The sequence below is a fragment of the Pontibacter flavimaris genome (genome assembly GCF_001907195.1).
Lineage (GTDB): Bacteria > Bacteroidota > Bacteroidia > Cytophagales > Hymenobacteraceae > Pontibacter > Pontibacter flavimaris.
On record NZ_LVWA01000005.1, the window covers coordinates 66,530 to 83,651 of the forward strand.

14 protein-coding genes are annotated in these 17,122 nt (G+C 55.2%); 2 read left to right on the forward strand and 12 right to left on the reverse strand.

The window, feature by feature from the left end:
• Nucleotides 1–467 precede the first annotated feature (467 nt).
• The 7 genes from A3841_RS08760 to A3841_RS08790 form a co-directional block, all read right to left on the reverse strand.
• The gene (locus A3841_RS08760) at nucleotides 468–1,721 is read right to left on the reverse strand and encodes an outer membrane beta-barrel protein (RefSeq protein WP_073851959.1); all 1,254 of its coding nucleotides are present in this window, start codon (nucleotides 1,719–1,721) and stop codon (nucleotides 468–470) included.
• Between the two features lie 163 nt (nucleotides 1,722–1,884).
• The gene (dnaK, locus tag A3841_RS08765) at nucleotides 1,885–3,816 is read right to left on the reverse strand and encodes a molecular chaperone DnaK (RefSeq protein ID WP_073851960.1); all 1,932 of its coding nucleotides are present in this window, start codon (nucleotides 3,814–3,816) and stop codon (nucleotides 1,885–1,887) included.
• Nucleotides 3,817–4,165: 349 nt separating this feature from the next.
• Nucleotides 4,166–4,780, reverse strand: coding sequence for a hypothetical protein (locus A3841_RS08770; protein ID WP_073851961.1), 615 nt, complete (start codon nucleotides 4,778–4,780; stop codon nucleotides 4,166–4,168).
• Between the two features lie 56 nt (nucleotides 4,781–4,836).
• Nucleotides 4,837–5,082 carry a hypothetical protein gene (locus A3841_RS08775; RefSeq protein ID WP_073851962.1) on the reverse strand — a complete coding sequence of 82 codons (246 nt, stop codon included), beginning with the start codon at nucleotides 5,080–5,082 and terminating at the stop codon, nucleotides 4,837–4,839.
• A 15-nt stretch (nucleotides 5,083–5,097) separates the two neighbouring features.
• The gene (locus A3841_RS08780) at nucleotides 5,098–5,613 is read right to left on the reverse strand and encodes a hypothetical protein (protein ID WP_073851963.1); all 516 of its coding nucleotides are present in this window, start codon (nucleotides 5,611–5,613) and stop codon (nucleotides 5,098–5,100) included.
• Nucleotides 5,614–5,776: 163 nt separating this feature from the next.
• Complete coding sequence (locus tag A3841_RS08785; RefSeq protein ID WP_073851964.1) at nucleotides 5,777–7,135, reverse strand: dihydrolipoamide acetyltransferase family protein; 1,359 nt, start codon at nucleotides 7,133–7,135, stop codon at nucleotides 5,777–5,779.
• Nucleotides 7,136–7,260: 125 nt separating this feature from the next.
• Entirely contained in the window at nucleotides 7,261–8,520 is a 1,260-nt protein-coding gene (locus tag A3841_RS08790) for a competence/damage-inducible protein A (protein WP_073851965.1), read from the reverse strand.
• A gap of 147 nt (nucleotides 8,521–8,667) precedes the next feature.
• Between A3841_RS08790 and A3841_RS08795 the strand changes: the two genes are divergently transcribed.
• Together A3841_RS08795 and A3841_RS08800 are read left to right on the forward strand one after the other, a co-directional pair.
• A complete protein-coding gene (locus A3841_RS08795) occupies nucleotides 8,668–9,399 on the forward strand; it encodes a DUF4197 domain-containing protein (protein WP_073852620.1) in 732 nt (243 codons plus the stop codon).
• Nucleotides 9,400–9,550: 151 nt separating this feature from the next.
• Nucleotides 9,551–10,831: an erythromycin esterase family protein gene (locus A3841_RS08800; protein ID WP_073851966.1), complete on the forward strand. Its 1,281-nt coding sequence runs from the start codon at nucleotides 9,551–9,553 to the stop codon at nucleotides 10,829–10,831.
• A 366-nt stretch (nucleotides 10,832–11,197) separates the two neighbouring features.
• Here A3841_RS08800 and A3841_RS08805 read toward each other — a convergent pair whose 3' ends face one another.
• The 5 genes from A3841_RS08805 to A3841_RS08825 form a co-directional block, all read right to left on the reverse strand.
• The gene (locus A3841_RS08805) at nucleotides 11,198–12,160 is read right to left on the reverse strand and encodes a calcium/sodium antiporter (protein WP_073851967.1); all 963 of its coding nucleotides are present in this window, start codon (nucleotides 12,158–12,160) and stop codon (nucleotides 11,198–11,200) included.
• A gap of 105 nt (nucleotides 12,161–12,265) precedes the next feature.
• Nucleotides 12,266–12,973: a YebC/PmpR family DNA-binding transcriptional regulator gene (locus A3841_RS08810; RefSeq protein WP_073852621.1), complete on the reverse strand. Its 708-nt coding sequence runs from the start codon at nucleotides 12,971–12,973 to the stop codon at nucleotides 12,266–12,268.
• A gap of 1,050 nt (nucleotides 12,974–14,023) precedes the next feature.
• The gene (locus tag A3841_RS08815) at nucleotides 14,024–14,656 is read right to left on the reverse strand and encodes an ABC transporter ATP-binding protein (RefSeq protein WP_073851968.1); all 633 of its coding nucleotides are present in this window, start codon (nucleotides 14,654–14,656) and stop codon (nucleotides 14,024–14,026) included.
• Entirely contained in the window at nucleotides 14,646–15,437 is a 792-nt protein-coding gene (gene lpxA / locus A3841_RS08820; protein ID WP_073851969.1) for an acyl-ACP--UDP-N-acetylglucosamine O-acyltransferase, read from the reverse strand. Before lpxA ends, A3841_RS08815 begins: the two co-directional genes overlap by 11 nt.
• A complete protein-coding gene (locus A3841_RS08825) occupies nucleotides 15,434–16,828 on the reverse strand; it encodes a bifunctional UDP-3-O-[3-hydroxymyristoyl] N-acetylglucosamine deacetylase/3-hydroxyacyl-ACP dehydratase (RefSeq protein WP_073851970.1) in 1,395 nt (464 codons plus the stop codon). Before A3841_RS08825 ends, lpxA begins: the two co-directional genes overlap by 4 nt.
• Nucleotides 16,829–17,122 lie beyond the last annotated feature (294 nt).

Genomic DNA, 17,122 nt, shown 5'->3' on the forward strand with positions numbered 1-17,122 from the left:
TGTATTATTTTATACTTTGTCTCAGCTTTATTTTCCTGCAATAGTGATTATTATTTTGATGCGAACAAAACCGCTCACGGAAAAGTTTAGTAAAAATGCTTTAAGGGATTGTATCGTTTAATTCTGTTCCGGAAATGTTATAACAAAGTTATGTGCGTTAATTAATTAGTAGTGAATGTGGTTGATCGGATGTTAGCGGGGAGGAAGGAACGGCCTAACTATATGGGATTGCCCGAATTTTCATACTTCGCCTAGAAGTATGAAGCGGCCTGTATACTTAATGTTGCAGCCGGCGTCATGGTTGTAAAATTAAACTTTTAGAGGGAGGTGCTCCTGCGAACAATGCCAAAAGTATACTTTAATCCTAGATTCTGTGGAATTCATGGTATGGTTGCCCAAGAGATTATAAAAAGAAAGCCCCTGCAGCGATTGAACTGCAGGGGCCGCCACTTTAGAGGCATGACTTCCTAGAGCCGATAGCCCAGCATAACGTATACATGCCGGGCCTTGGCGGAAACAGAGTGGATAGCAGAGGAGTTTTCATTCGCCTCATATCTCACGCTCAATAACAAGGCCTTTCCTCCGAACGGGATGGACATGCCTGCGCCTGCCGTTATGCCCAGCGTGCGCTTCCTGAAGCCGCCCTCCCCGAAAGCTTCCTGCTCCCGCACTCTGGGTTCGTCCGGGTCATAGTAGTCTGTTCGGGTGGCCTGCTGTGTTACCTGCACCGCCATGTTGTTCACAAGCCCCGCGCTAACGTATGGCCTGATTCTGCCATTCGGGTACGTATACATAAGCTGGACCGGCACTTTGAGGTAATCCACATCAAAAACAACGTCGTAGGCATAGTTGAAGCCAAGGTTGTTTCTGTGGTTGAAGGAGGCTGTCTGCCTGAAGGGCATGTATAAGAGATCGGCCTGAAGGGATAGTTTCTCGTTTAGCCGTGGAATGGTGACATTGGCAGTGATACCGCCCCCCAGGCCTACGGACTCATTTTTATACTTTCCCTGGCTAACCGGGTGCTCATCGCCTTTCAGCGTAAAGGTGCTGGAGGTGTAGGTCAGGGCAGGGGCAAAGGTAAGTTTAGATTTCTTTCTGCCGGCTTTTTGGGTAGGAGCTCCGTCGCCCACGCATTGGTTGTATGCCTCTGTTATGTCTGCCAGGGCACTAGCCGTGAACATCAGGTCTTTGTACCTGCTGGCTCTTATCTTCTCGCAGTCGGCAAAGGCTACGGCAATCGTGTTGGTATAGTCCCGTTTCTCCGCTTTATACAGCTTCCCCGAGTTCAGGTCCTTCAGCTTGATCTCCTCGTAAATCAGTTCTATCAGTGGCTGGGCCTCCTTTTTAAGGAAGTAGCGGTCCTTGTGAAACGAATCGCGGTAATAGTACACACTTGCACGGCCCTTCACCAGCACATCCAGGAACACCCGCTCCTTGGTCGTATCCGCTCCTGCTGTCACAGGAATGTCAAATGCCTCAAAGTGTTTCTGTCCGCTATCAAATCCGTAGGCCGTAATGTCGTGGGGTGTGAAGGTTTGCTCAGCGGCGCTTTCCTGTTGCTTGAAAGTGGTGACCACGGAACTGCGCATGGCGCCCCGGTAGTCCACCAGGCCGCGAACTGTATCCCCGTGCTGCACAATATAGCCGGGCTGAAAGCTTTTCTGGGCGAAGGACAGGCTGCAAATAAACAGGAAGGTGAGGGTGATGTAAAGTTGTTTCATGGAAGTATGGAAGTCGAAAGGTCTTGAAACATGCAAGTACGCCATTCCAGTAAAACTTTCATATTTCTCCTATATATAAAAGCAGCATGTTGAGGCCCGGAAACAAAAACACCCCAGCCGGATTCCGGCTGGGGTGTTTCACTATAGTTTGAGTTTTAGATGCTTATTTGTTGGTGTTGCCGTCTACTTCTTCGTAGTCCACGTCGGTTACGCCGCCGTCATTGGCTGCACCCTGCGGACCGCCAGGCTGACCATTGCCTGCCTCAGCGCCCGGTGCTCCCTGGCCTTGTGTGGCCGCGTACATCTCCTGAGAGGCCGCGCTCCACGCGTTGTTCAGGTTCTCGAGGGCTTTGTCTATGCCGGCGATGTCTTTGGCTCCGTGGGCGGTTCTCAGCTCGCCCAGTGCGTTCTCGATGTTCGACTTGTTGCCTGCGGACAGTTTATCGCCATACTCCTTCAGCTGCTTCTCGGTCTGGAAGATCATGGAGTCGGCTGTGTTCAGCTTCTCGATCTCTTCCTTGGCCTTCTTGTCAGCCTCGGCGTTGGCTTCGGCCTCCTTGCGCATCTTCTCGATTTCCTGCTCGCTCAGACCGGAAGAGGCCTCGATGCGGATCTTCTGCTCCTTGCCTGTTGCCTTATCACGGGCCGTTACGTGCAGGATACCGTTGGCGTCGATGTCAAAAGTAACTTCGATCTGCGGTACACCGCGCGGTGCCGGCGGAATGTCGGACAGGTGGAAGCGGCCGATCGTGCGGTTGTCCTTGGCCATGGGGCGCTCGCCCTGCAGCACATGGATCTCCACGGATGGCTGGTTATCCGAAGCGGTAGAGAACGTCTCTGACTTCTTGGTAGGAATGGTCGTGTTCGACTCGATCAGCTTGGTCATCACGCCGCCCATGGTCTCGATGCCCAGTGAAAGCGGCGTTACGTCCAGCAGGAGCACGTCTTTCACTTCCCCTGTCAGTACGCCACCCTGGATAGCAGCACCAATGGCCACCACCTCATCCGGGTTCACGCCTTTGGAAGGCTTCTTGCCGAAGAACTTCTCTACTTCTTCCTGAACTCTAGGTATGCGGGTAGAGCCACCCACCAGGATAACCTCGTCAATGTCTGAAGTAGACAGGCCGGCGTCCTGAAGGGCCTTCTTGCAAGGCTCCATGGAGCGGCGGATCAGATCGTCTGTCAGCTGCTCGAACTTGGCGCGGGTCAGTTTGCGCACCAGGTGTTTCGGCACGCCGTCTACCGGCATAATGTAAGGCAGGTTGATCTCTGTTTCCTGAGATGAGGAGAGTTCAATCTTAGCTTTCTCGGCAGCCTCCTTCAGGCGCTGCAGGGCCATTGGATCTTTGCGCAGGTCCAGGCCTTCGTCGTTTTTGAACTCATCGGCCAGCCAGTTGATAATTTTCTGGTCAAAGTCGTCGCCGCCCAGGTGCGTGTCGCCGTTGGTGGAAAGTACCTCGAACACACCATCACCCAGTTCCAGGATGGAGATATCGAACGTACCGCCGCCCAGGTCGAACACAGCGATCTTCTGGTCGATGCTCTTCTTGTCCAGACCGTAGGCAAGCGCGGCTGCCGTAGGCTCGTTGATGATACGCTTCACCTCTAGGCCTGCAATCTGACCGGCCTCTTTGGTGGCCTGGCGCTGTGCGTCGTTGAAGTATGCCGGTACCGTAATTACGGCCTCTGTAATCGTTGTGCCCAGGTATTCTTCTGCAGTGGCCTTCATCTTCTGAAGCACCATGGCGGAGATTTCCTGCGGCGTGTACTCTCTGTCGCCGATCTTCACGCGCAGGGTGTTGTTGCTGCCCTGTACGATTTCATAGGAAACCTGCTTTGCCTCTTCGCTCACCTCGTTGTAGCTGTGGCCCATGAAGCGCTTGATAGAGGCGATCGTGTTTTTAGGGTTGGTGATGGCCTGGCGCTTGGCCGGGTCCCCCACTTTACGCTCGCCGTTCCCGTTATCCAAAAATGCTACGATAGACGGAGTCGTGCGGCGTCCTTCGCTGTTAGGTATCACAACCGGCTCGTTACCCTCCATTACGGCAACGCAAGAGTTTGTAGTACCTAAGTCAATGCCTATTATTTTTCCCATTCTATAGTTTTATTTATAGTTGCTGATTCAATTTTCCTTTAAGGTTACTTCTGTTTTAACAAGGTATGTGCCAACAGGGAGATAACCCATTTTTTATGTCAATCTGTCAGCAAACGGCCACCCGTCCATACTTGTTGGCTGGACTGCCGGAGCAAACCTGCCGCCACTGCGACATAATTACTGAAGTATACTTTACTTACAGGATGTGCTTCGAGTTGTAAAAGCAAGTATAAACCGAAAGGCGCTGCCAGGGCCGGCCTAACAGAAGGCACTCGTGCGCGGGAGCTGAAGCCATACTGTTTTCAAAATGGGTTCCTTAAAAGGCAGTTTGGGGGAGGGGAGGATGTGGCTATTGCCGGAACCCGGCGCTCAACTGCTGCACTTCCGCCTTATACGCTGGCAGGATGTCGCTGAGGCCTTCTTTGGCAGCGGCATAGGTTATCTCTACCTGCTTTTCGCCCATTCGGTAAGCCAGCAGGCCCTGCTGCTCCTCTGTCAGGTAGTATAGCTTGTCCGGCTCTGAGACTGTGGAAATGAGGTACGTGCGGAAACTGAAGCTGTTCTGGATGCGGTGCTGGGTGGGGGGACGGTTCTCGAGGTAGCGCTGCGTAACCACGGTGTCCAGGGCAATATTGCTTTGTATCTGCACGATGCTGCGGATCTCGCCTGCGTCAAACATCCAGCGGTGCACCTGGTGGGGGCCCTGCTGTTGCTGCACATAGGTGGCCTGGCTTAGATCGAGGTTAGCCACCAGCGCGAACAGCTGCAGGTCCTGTGCCACGGTCTCCACGGTGGGGCTCAGGTTGCTGTTGTCGCTGATGAAGTAGCTGCTAGCCTGCTGCAGGCGGTTGAGGTCTTTCTGCAGGTCCTGCTGCAGGCGCAGTTGCGAAGTGTCTGAAACTATAGAAGTGTCTGAAAGTATAAAGGAGAGGGGCAAGAGTATACTTAGGAGTAATGTCGTCATCGTGTAGCTGGGTTTTATACGTTATACTTCTTCCACACAAATCTTGTGCTAGGAAATTACTTTAGCTCAAACACCACCTTCACCACTGCCGACACAGGGATGGTCTGCGGGAACTCCAGCAGGTTTGCGGCGCCGTAGCCTGCCACCGCCATCTCGTTGAGCATGCCCTTGCTATAGTTGCGGAAGGCCGGGTCGGTGTCTTCGGTGTCGGCTACTTTCACGATGCGGTTTTCAGGGGAGGTGGTTTGTGCCTTTGCTACCAGGCAGAGGAGCAGAAAAAGCAGGGTGAAGCTTCGTTTCATACTTTAGTTCATACTTTACAGCCGGTAGTCATCGATAACGGTCCAACTGATCCTGCCGTCCTTTACCTCATACTTCAGCAGCATGTAGCCGCCAATGTGGCCGTCCTCGTAGTAGGCCATGGCGTAGCGATCGTTCAGGATGCGGGTGTCGCGGATGGCCATGGTGCCGCCCAGCACGCCCTTAGTGGACAGGAGTTCCTCTTGCTTGCGGTTCAGGTCGTTCATCAGGTCGGTTTCCGGGTTCTTCAGGCCCTTGCGCTTCAGGCGCTGGATGTCGCTTTGGCTCAGGGAGCCCAGCTCGTCCACAAACGCGGCGCCGCCCGGCGGCACCAGGTTCATGGTATCGGGCGGCAGCACCATTTCCTCCAGCGAGTCCACGGCCTCGGTTTGCTCCTCCAGTTCCTGGTCAATCTCAGCCACCTGGGTATCGGCAATATGCAGGCGGCTCTCGGCCTCGTTTTTCTGCCAGTAAAAGTATAGCGCCAGAAACAGGAAAATGGCGGCCAGTATCCAGGGTAATATGCTTCTCATAGTTTATGACTCGTGTAAGGTCAGGACAATGCGTAATAATATACCAATTTGCTAATTTATACTTTGGCCACCGCAAAAAGTGCCGTTTTTTCTGAAGAATTTAAAAAGAAAGCCTGCTCCGGTTACGAAGCAGGCTCTATACTTTTACAAAAGTGCGGTAGGGTTAGATCGCCTGGTTCACGTCGAACTGCTCCAGGTAATCGGCCACACGGCGCACGAACATGCCGCCCAGCGAGCCGTCCACCACGCGGTGGTCGTAGGAGTGCGACAGGAACATGAAGTGGCGGATACCGATTAAATCACCCTCCGGCGTCTCGATCACAGCCGGCTTTTTCTTGATAGCGCCCACGGCCATGATGGCCACCTGCGGCTGCATGATGATCGGCGTGCCCATCACGTTGCCGAAGGAGCCCACGTTAGACACGGTGTAGGTGCCGCCCGCCAGGTCGTCCGGCGTCAGTTTGTTGATGCGGCCACGGTTGGCCAGGTCGTTCACCTTCTTGGTCAGCCCGTTCAGGTTCAGCTGGTCGGCGTTCTTGATGTTGGGCACGATCAGGTTACCGCTTGGCAGGGCCACGGCCATACCGATGTTGATGTCCTTGTGGCGGATGATGGTGCCACCGTCTACTGACACGTTGATCATCGGGAAGTCCTGGATGGCTTTGGCAATGGCCTGGATGAAGATCGGCGTGAAGGTCAGATTCTCGCCCTCGCGCTTCTTGTACTCGTTCTTCCACTTGTTTCGCCAGTTCACGAGGTTGGTCACGTCGGCCTCCACAAACGAGGTAACGTGCGGAGAGATGCGCTTGCTGTCCACCATGCGGTCGGCGATCATTTTGCGCATGCGGTCCATCTCGATCAGCTCTGTGTTGCCACCGTAGGAGGCGGCCGGTTTCACCTGAGGGGCGGCTGCCTGTGGCTGAGCGGCAGGGGCAGGGGCGGCCTGTGGTTGTGGAGCAGCCGGAGCCTGTGCCTGCGGAGCGGCGGCAGGGGCGTTTTTACGGCTTTCTACATACTCCAGAATATCTTTCTTAGACACGCGACCTTCTTTGCCGGTACCCGGAATATACTCCAGTTCCTGCATCGAAATGCCTTCCTCGCGGGCAATGTTGAGCACCAGCGGCGAGTAGAAGCGGCCAGTGGCGGGCTGGTCGAGTTTGGCTACAGCGCCGGCAGGGGCGGAGGCAGCGGCAGCTTGCTGAGATGCGGCCTCAGGGGCAGCCGCGGAAGTGGCGGGAGCCTCGGTAGCGGCAGGGGCAGCAGGAGCGCCGGTGTCCTCACCGTCGGTAGCGATAATGGCGATCGGAGCGCCAACGGCCACCACCTCACCCTCCTGTACCAGAATCTCCTTCAGGATACCGCCTTGCAGGGCAGGCACCTCCGTGTCCACTTTATCTGTAGCTACCTCCAGCACCGATTCGTCCTGCTCAATGGGGTCACCCACGCTTTTGAGCCATTTCAGAACGGTACCTTCCATGATACTCTCGCCCATCTTGGGCATAATCATTTCTACAAGTGCCATATGTGTCGTTATACGTTGATCGTTTTTAATTCAGGAAAAGATGCAGGGCTCTCAAAAGCGAGTGAGTACTAACCCCTTTTCAGGCCTGCTGTGTGAAAAGTTGGAACAAAGTTAATTATTTTGAGCTATTCCTCAACCGTTGGCTCCAAACTTTGGCGCAGCAGGTTCAGCACGGCCATGGTGGTGTACTCTATATTGAGCAGCCTGTTCTTATTGTAATTGAGCAGCTTGGCCTCGGTTTTATACTTGTCGGCGTAGGCGATCCAGATCGTGCCCACGGGCTTGTCGGGCGTGCCGCCATCGGGGCCGGCAATGCCGCTGGTGGCCAGGCCAATGTCGGTGCCGAACTTCTGGCGCACGTTCTCGGCCATGGCGCGCACGGTAGCCTCGCTTACGGCGCCTTGCTGCTGCAGGGTTTCGGGATGTATACTTAGCTCCCGTATTTTTACCTCGTTATGGTAGGCCACCAAGCCACCGGTAAAATAGGCCGAGCTGCCTGCTATGCTGGTGAATTTGTGGGCCAGAAAGCCGCCGGTGCAGCTTTCGGCAGTGGCCACCGTCAGGCCGCGCTCTTTCAGTAACCGCCCGATGGCCTCCTCCAGCGGCACCTCGCCGTAGGCAAAAATATACTTGCCGATGAGGTCCGGTAGCTTGTCCACCTCCTGCTGCAGTTCCTGCTCCAGCGCGGCCTCGTCCATACTTTGGCCCGTCAGGCGGAGTCTCACGCCGCCCAGGTGCGGCAGGTAGGCCAGCTTCAGGTGTTCGGGCAGGCTGGTTTCCCAGGCCTCCAAGCGCTCGGCAAGTATAGACTCCGGCAGGCCCACGGTTTGTATCACCCTGTGGATGATGTGCGGGGTTTTGAAGTAGGCTTTGAGCTGCGGCAGCACAAGGTCGGTCATCATGCGCTTCATCTCGAAGGGCACCCCCGGCATCGACACAAACACCTTCCCGTCCTGCTCAAACCACATGCCCGGCGCCGTTCCCAGCGCGTTGCGCACCGGCATGCAGCTCTCCGGCAGAAAAGCCTGCTGGCGGTTCAGCTCCGTCAGCTCGATGCCCCGCACCCTGAAGATGGCCGCGATGTCGGCCAGCGAGGGCTCGTGCAGCTTCAGGGAAGTATGGAAGTAGTCGGCCAGCACGTGCTTGGTCAAATCGTCCTTGGTGGGGCCCAGGCCGCCGGTGATCAGGATGATGTCGGCGCGGGTTTTAGCCTCGTCCAGGGCCTGCGCAATGTGGACGGCGTTATCGGATATGGACGTAATTTGCTTTACCTTTACCCCGATTTTGGTGAGCTCGGTGCCCATCCAGGCGGAGTTGGTGTCCACGATCTGGCCGTACAGGATCTCGTCTCCGATGGTGATTATCTCCGCAGTAACTGCTTTCATCTATCGTTGTGGTCTGATTTATGTTTAGCTCTCTTAAACCTGATAAAGGTAAAGATGTTGTGGCAGATCACACAAATTGCCGGAGCCATACTTTACAGGCCCGGGTTTTATACTTTTAAATCAAACAGAACCTATACCTACCCTTTTATGAAGAAACTGATTTATACTTCTGCGATAGCCGTGGCGCTCGGCGCCTCCGCCTGCACCGTAACCGACCTGCAGCGCACCGTGGACGGCGTGCTGGCCGGCACCGCGAACGCCCCGCTCACCCAAACCGAGGTAGCTGCCGGCCTGAAGCAGGCGCTGGAGGTGGGCATCGGCAACGGCGCGGGCAGGGCCTCCCAGACCGACGGCTTTTACGGCAACTCCCTTATCCGTATCCCTTTCCCGAAGGATGTGCAGCGCGTGGAGAATACCCTGCGCCAGGTGGGTTTGGGCAACGAGGTGGATAAGTTCATCCTGACCCTGAACCGTGGCGCCGAGGACGCCGCCAAGAGTGCCGTGCCGATCTTCGTGAGCGCCATCAAACAGATGACCATACAGGATGCCTGGGGCATACTTCGGGGCGACAAGGACGCCGCCACCAACTACCTCAAGCGCACCACCTCGCAGCAGCTGTATGATGCTTTCAACCCGGTGATGGTCAGATCGCTGGAGAAGACGAACGCCACCCGCTACTACGCCGACCTGGTGAACCAGTACAACAAGATCCCGCTGGTGCAAAAAGTTAACCCCGACCTGGACGACTACGCTACCCAGAAAGCCATCGACGGCCTGTTCACGCTTGTGGCGGAGGAGGAGCTGAAGATACGCGAGAACCCGCTTGCCCGTACCACGGAGCTGCTGCGCAGGGTGTTCTCCCAGCAGAACCAATCCTGATCAGGCAGCATACTTATACTTATACTTATAGGTTGCACCCGCTTTACTGCAGAAGTAGAGCGGGTGTTTTATTTTGTGGAACATAAACCGCTCAAGGAAAGTACAATACAGCACAATTCGATGACGCGCACGCATACTATTCACCACGGCTATGGGACAGAAACCTTTTCATTACACGGCACTCACAAAGGAGAAAGACCTGGATGTTTTACTGCAGGAGATTGGCGATGCCCGCGTGGTGATGCTGGGGGAGGCCTCGCACGGCACCTCCGAATACTATACCTGGCGCACGGCCATCTCTCGGCGGCTGATACAGGAGAAGGGCTTCCACTTTATTGCTGTGGAAGGAGACTGGCCCGAGTGCTATGCTGTGAACCGCCTGGTGAAGGGCTACCCCAACGCCGGCGGCAAGATTGCCGAGGTGCTGGAAGTATACCGCCGCTGGCCCACCTGGATGTGGGCCAACTGGGAGGTGGCGGCGCTGGTGGAGTGGCTGCGGGAGCACAACAATCAGCGCCTGCAGGGCGAGAAAGCCGGTTTTTACGGGCTGGACGTGTACAGCCTGTGGGAGAGCCTGGAGCAGATCGTGCACTACCTGGAGCGGAATGACGGGCAGGCCGCCGAGGCCGCGCGCCTGGCCATCAACTGCTTCGAGCCCTTTAACCGCGACCCCCAGAACTATGCCCGCGCCACCGCCTTCGTGCCCACCGACTGCGAGCGCGAGGTAATCGAGATGCTGCAGAAGGTACAGCAGCAGCGCAGCTTCGGCAACGACCCCGAGCAGGATTTCAACACCCGGCAGAACGCCCTGGTGGCCGCAAACGCCGAGAAGTACTACCGGGCCATGATTGGTGGCAGCGCCAGCTCCTGGAACGTGCGCGACAGCCATATGATGGAGACCCTGGACCGCCTGCTGGAGTTCCACGGCCCCGGCTCCAAAGCTATTGTCTGGGAGCACAACACGCACATCGGCGACGCCCGCTACACTGACATGGCCGACAACGGCATGCACAACATCGGCCAGCTGGCCCGCGAGAAGTATGGCCGCGCCAACGTGCGGCTGGTGGGCTTTGGCACCTACCAGGGCACCGTAATAGCGGGTAAGGCCTGGGGAGCGCCCATGCAGAAAATGGACGTACCGCCCGCCGCCAGCGGCAGCTGGGAGGAGTTCCTCCATAAGGTCAGCACCGACGACAAGATCATACTTTCCAAAGACCTGAAGCAGGTGCCGGAGGTGCAGGACTATATCGGCCACCGCGCCATCGGGGTGGTGTATGACCCGAAGTATGAGATGTTCGGCAATTACGTGCCCACCATCATCCCAGAGCGCTACGATGCCTTTTTATACTTTGAGGAAACCGAGGCGGTGCACCCCATCCGGATGAAGAGCCGCGGCGCCAAAGAGCCGGACCTGTACCCGTGGAACTACTAGGAGTTTGGGAGTTGGGGAGTTAGAGAGTTTGGGAGTGAGTGAGGAAGTATAAGTACAGGAGCCTTAAGAGCCACAGGTCTTGTCTTGCCTGATTCCGGAACGGGAAACGTGCCGAGCACCCTTTATACCTTTCATTCAATCGATTTTAAGCATCACTCGCCCGCGCTCGCCTTTGGCGGGTGTGTTACTCCACGGCCGCTGAGGTTTATATTTTACTTGTTAGGCCTGAACCTATACATTTATACTTGTTGTGCTGCGTGGCGACACACTATTTGGTAACGCACCCTCCCCTAAGACAAACCATGGAACTGAGTTGTGTACCTTCTAACTCCCCAACTCTCTAACTCCACAACTCTTTAACTCCCTTCACTCCCGCATGATCAGATAGCCGAGATAGGCGAAGTAGGTGAGCAGGAAAACAATGCCGTTCCAGCGGTCGATGGCGTTGCGTTTGCCGATGGGCAGGGCAAGTATGAGCATGGCGCTGGCCAGGATCATCATCACGATGTCGGAGTTATTCATCACGTTAAAAGGCAGGGGGCTGATGAGGGCACTCACGCCCAGGATCCAGAGCAGGTTAAAGATGTTGGAGCCCACCACGTTGCCCACCGCGATATCGATGTTGCGGCGATAGGCGGCCATGGCCGAAGTAACCAGCTCCGGCAGCGAGGTGCCGATGGCCACCACCGTCAGGCCGATGAACGATTCGCTCAGGCCGAACGACTGTGCAATGTGCACGGCGCCGTCCACCACCCACTTGCCCCCCAGAAACAGGCCCACCATCCCCAGAAGTATGAAAAGTATGGATTTTCCCATCGACATGATGGGGCTGTCATCCTCGGGCAGCACCTCGTCTTTATTGGTTTTGGCAACGTTGTAGATGTAGACCATAAACATCCCGAAAAAGCCAAGCAGAACTGCCCCGTCCAGGCGACTGATGTAGAGCTCGTAGCGGCTGTTGAGCAGGGTGGCGTTGGCCAGGAAGCCCACCAGCAGCGTGGCGATCAGGGAGAAGGGGATTTCCGTGAGGATGGTGTTGCGCTTGATGGGAAGGGGGCAGATGAGCGCCGTTACCCCAAGTATGAGCAACAGGTTAGCCACGTTGCTGCCAAACACGTTGCCGATGGCCAGTTCCGGCTGCCCCTGCAAGCTTGCCAGCACGTTCACGATCAGCTCCGGCAGCGAGGTGCCAAAGGACACGATCGTCAGGCCCACCACCATATCAGGCAGGCCGTAGCGCTTGGCGATAGAGGAGGCGCCCTCCACCAGCACATCGGCACCTTTAATTAACAATACAAAGCCAATAGCAAAGAGAAAGTATAGCAGCATGTGGGTTCGTTTTGTGTTAGCTAGGTGTGGTTACGTGATTTCAAACAAAAATGGCTGCCCCAGTATACCCGGGGCAGCCATTTTACAGCTAAATTCTTTTCGGTATTAGGCCATGTTGTGGTACACCGCCTGCACATCGTCATCTTCCTCAAAGCGCTCGATCAGGCTCAGCACCTCTTCCTCCTGCTCCTCGGTCAGCTCGGTGCGGGTGGTCGGGATGCGCTGCACTTCGGCACTAATTACGTTCAGCCCTTTCTCTTCCAGGCCCCGCTGCATGTTGCCAAACTCGGTGAAAGGCGTCTCGATGATGATCTCGCCTTCGTGCTCGTAAATGTCATCGGCGCCAAAGTCGATCAGTTCCAGCTCCAGTTCCTCCAGGTCAGCCCCCTCCGAAGAGATCTTGAAAATACCCTTGCGGTCGAACATGAAGTCCAGGGAACCGGTTTTGCCCAGCGAGCCGCCGCCTTTCGAGAAGTGCATGCGCACGTTGGCTACGGTCCGGTTCAGGTTATCGGTGGCGCACTCCACCACCACGGCAATGCCATGGGGCGCATAGCCCTCGTACACTATTTCCTCGTAATCCTTCTCCTCTTTAGAGGAAGCACGCTTGATGGCCGCCTCAATGCGGTCTTTGGGCATGTTCACTCCCTTGGCGTTCTGGATGGCCGTCCGGAGGCGGGAGTTGGTATCGGGGTTGGGGCCGCTTTCCTTCACGGCCATCACTATCTCTTTGCCAAGGCGCGTAAAGGCCTTCGACATTTTATCCCAGCGTTTAAACTTACGGGCTTTTCTGAATTCAAATGCGCGTCCCATCGTATTCGGTTTGTGTGCTTGCAAATTTAGGCAGCTTCGGTGTAAAATGGTAGTTTTTTAGTTAGCGGCTGCGGGTTATTTGTTAAGGGTTGATTGTTGTTCGTTACTGCAATCAGAGGCGCATGGTTTTGCAGCTTGCATGGGCGGCAGTAAGATGAAGTATGGCTGAGGCATCAAGTATAGCTTAAATATACGTAAGGCCAGTTATTTTACAGCCTTGGGTTTAAACAGTTTGATAATGTTGTTTCGAAGCGAGCCTGTTTGACAAAGGCTCTAAGTATAAGTATAAAACATTTATACTTATACTTAGAGCATCGCTGCAACGGGTGCTATCGAACTGATACCAGTCCTTGGGTGGGGGTAGGGGCCCTCGACAAAGAGCGCCTTGTGAGATCCGGTGCCGCGCAAGCGGCAGCGCTCTGGCGCAGAAGGGAACACAGCGCGATGCCCGAGAGAGTTTACCCCGATGCATATCGGGGAGCCCTCCCGGCCATGAGGGAGCCAAAGTATGATGTGAAACTGTAGGCTTGTGGGAACTAGAGGATGAACGGCCGCTAGAAAGCATAACTTGGTTCAGGTACAGGAGGCAGCGGCTAAGAAAGTATAGCCAAAGCAAGTATGGCTTTTCAAGCCAGTCAAGTCAGAGACTTGACACCATTGCGAGACACAAGTCTGAAGACTTGCGCCAGGGAAGGGGAAAAGACACATGCGGACGCCCCGAAATGCTAAGGGACTTTCAGCTTGCGCCAGTAGAAGTATGGCAAAGTATAAATCGGCAAGTATAAAAGTATAGCCAAAGTATAAGTATGGCTTTTTAAGCCAGTCGGGTTGCAAACCCGACGCCATGGCAGGATACAAGTCTGAAGACTTGCACCATGAAAGGCTAGTATAGAAGTATAGCTGAAGTATAACCCAAGTATAAATCCTGCTCATCCGGGGGTAAGGCCCCCTTTTAAATCCTGAAAATCCTGATTCAGTCAAGCATAAAGATCTGCACCAGCCGGGGGAAGTACGAGTTGAAGCAAGCTACGAACCACCAGCAACCAATTACTACTTGCGCGGCACTACGTGGTAGTCTGAAATGCGCAGCTGCTCATCGCAGAAGCTATACTCGTGCTGTATGTTGGAGCCGACAATGATCAGGCGGCCCTCTTTGTTCTGGGCCACATGCTCCTGGTACCAGGCCACGCCCTCCTGATCGAGGTTGGTGGTGGGCTCATCGAGCAGGAGCAGGGAGCTGTTGGAGTAGATGGCCAACCCCAATTTGAGGCGCTGCTTCATGCCTGAGGAGAAGTCCTTCACAAACTTATTTTTGGAGCGCTGCAGGCCCATGCGGTCGATGAGCGCCGCGTTGGAGAGGCTGTGGCGGAGCGGCTTGAAGCGGGTGTGGAAGTCCAGCATCTCCAGGAGCGTGAATTCTTCCACCAGTTCCAGGTAGGGGGCAGTGAGGGTGAGTTGACGGTATACTTCGTCTTGCGGAATACTCTTGCCGCCCAAAGTATAGGTCAGTTGCCCCTCGCTTGCCAGGTTATGCCCGGCTATAATAGTGAGGAGAGTGGATTTGCCGGACCCGTTATGGCCCAGTATGGCATAGGAGGTTCCTGACTCGAACGTATACGTCAGCTTCCGGAAAATCCACTCGTAGTTGTAGCGTTTACCTAAGTCCGTTAGGTTAACTTGCATCTTTTGCGAAGTAGCCTTTAATGATGCCGCGGCCGGAGTTACGCACAAAGTTGATGATTTCGTCGCGCTCCTTGCTCGGCGAGAGCTCCACCTCGATCTTGTCCAGGGCCTGGCTGTTGTTCAGGCCGTTCATGAACAGGAGGCGGTACACGTGCTGTATGTCGTTGATCTGCTCGCTCACATAGCCCCTGCGGCGCATGCCAATGGAGTTGATGCCGGCATAGGAGAGGGGCTCGCGCGCGGCCTTAACAAACGGAGGCACGTCTTTAAGCACCAACGAACCGCCGGAGACAAACGAGTGGGCCCCTATCTTCGCGAACTGGTGCACCAGGGTAGCGGCGCTTACGATAGCATAATCGCCCACCTCTACGTGGCCGGCAAACTGCACCGAGTTTCCTACAATGCAGTTATCCCCCACCATACAGTCGTGGGCAACGTGGGCGTAGGCCATTACCAGGCAATTTTTGCCGATAACGGTCTTCATCTTATCAATGGTGCCGCGGCTAACGGTCACGTACTCACGCAAAACGGTGTTATCGCCTATGTGCGTAGTGGTTACCTCGCCGGCAAACTTGAGGTCCTGTGGGATAGAGGACACCACGGCACCCGGGAAAATCTTGCAGTTCTTGCCGATGCGGGCACCTTCCATAATCACGGCATTGGAGCCGATCCAGGTGCCTTCGCCGATCTCCACGTTCTTATGTATAGTTACAAACGGCTCAATAACAACGTTATGCGCGATCCTGGCTTCTGGGTGTACGTATGCTAATGGCTGGTTCATGCGTCTTTCTTTACTATACTTGCCGACATTTCAGCTTCCATTACCAGCTGCCCGCCTACAAAGGCCTGACCGCTCATTTTGGCAATGCCGCGCTTGATAGGAGCCAGCAGTTCACATCTAAATATTATCGTATCGCCCGGAATGACCTTGCGCTTAAAGCGGCACTTATCTATCGCCAGGAAATAGGTCCAGTAATCCTCTGGATTCTCGACGGAGTTCAGAACAAGAATCCCACCAGTTTGTGCCATGGCCTCAATCTGGATCACGCCCGGCAGCACCGGGTTGCCAGGGAAGTGGCCCTGAAAGAACGGCTCGTTCATGGTTATGTTCTTAACGCCCATAACCATCGTTTCGTCTAGGTGGATGATTTTATCGATCAGCAGGAAAGGGTAGCGGTGCGGCAGGGTGGCGGCTATCTGGTTGATATCCATCACCGGCTTTCTCTTCGGATCGTAGGTAGGCACGTTCTTGATCGTGGCCTCGTGGATCATCTTCTTCACCTTCTTGGCGAAGGCGATGTTGGCGGCGTGGCCGGGGCGTGCCGCCAGGATCTGCCCCTTGATCGGGCGGCCGATCAGGGCCAGATCGCCGAGCAGGTCCAGCAGCTTGTGGCGGGCCGGCTCGTTCTTGAAGCGCAGCTCGGTGTTGTTCAGGATGCCTTCCTCCTTCACCTCCACCTTCTTTTTCTGCAGCAGCTCCGAGAGGTGCGTCAGCTCATCGTCCTGCACCACACGATCCACGATCACGATGGCGTTGTTCAGGTCGCCGCCCTTAATCAGGTTCTGCTTGTAGAGCATCTCCAGCTCGTGCAGGAACACGAAGGTGCGGCAAGGGGCGATCTCTTTCTCGAACTGGTCCAGGTCGGTAATCGAGGCGTGCTGGCTGCCCAGTACAGGCGAGTTATAGTCCACCATCACAGTTACGCGGTAGTCGTCCAGCGGCAGGGCAGCGATCTCCACGCCACGTGCATCGTCCTTGTAGCTAAGGCCCTGCGTTATCTCGAAGAAGTTGCGCAGCGCATTCTGCTCCTGGAAGCCCGCCTCGTGCAGCGCTTTTACGAACTCTATGGAGGAACCATCCATGATCGGGGGCTCCGGCCCGTCCAACTCAATAAGCACGTTGTCTATCTGCAGGCCAACAAGCGCTGCCAGGGTGTGCTCCACGGTGTTCACACGGGCGCCGTTCTGCTCGATGGTGGTTCCGCGGGAGAGGTCCACCACATTGTCCACATCAACGTTCACAAGCGGCTTGCCAGGCAAATCTATGCGCTGGAATTTATAGCCATGGTTGATGGGGGCAGGGCGGAACGTCATGTTCGACACCACGCCGGTGTGCAAGCCAATGCCCGATACAGTTACCGGAGCCTTAATGGTGTGCTGTTTATCGTTCATTCACGTATTTGTGTCGTGTTATTGCCAGTGATGCGTAAGCAGCTGCGCCGCTGTTGCACCATGAGCCTGTTGCCAGGCAGCACTTCGGCCCTGCAAACTTAAGATATAAAATAGGGTATTGCCAATTTTTGTAGATAAAGTAGCGGAAAGTATGGCGCAGGACAAACGTTTGACAAGATGCAACTGGCTGCAGAACAAATTTACCTGCCCGCAAGCGGGGGAGAAGGGTGGCTATACTAATTTATAGCCGGCACAGGTTCGTAAAAACTGACACAATATACTTGCAAGAGGCTC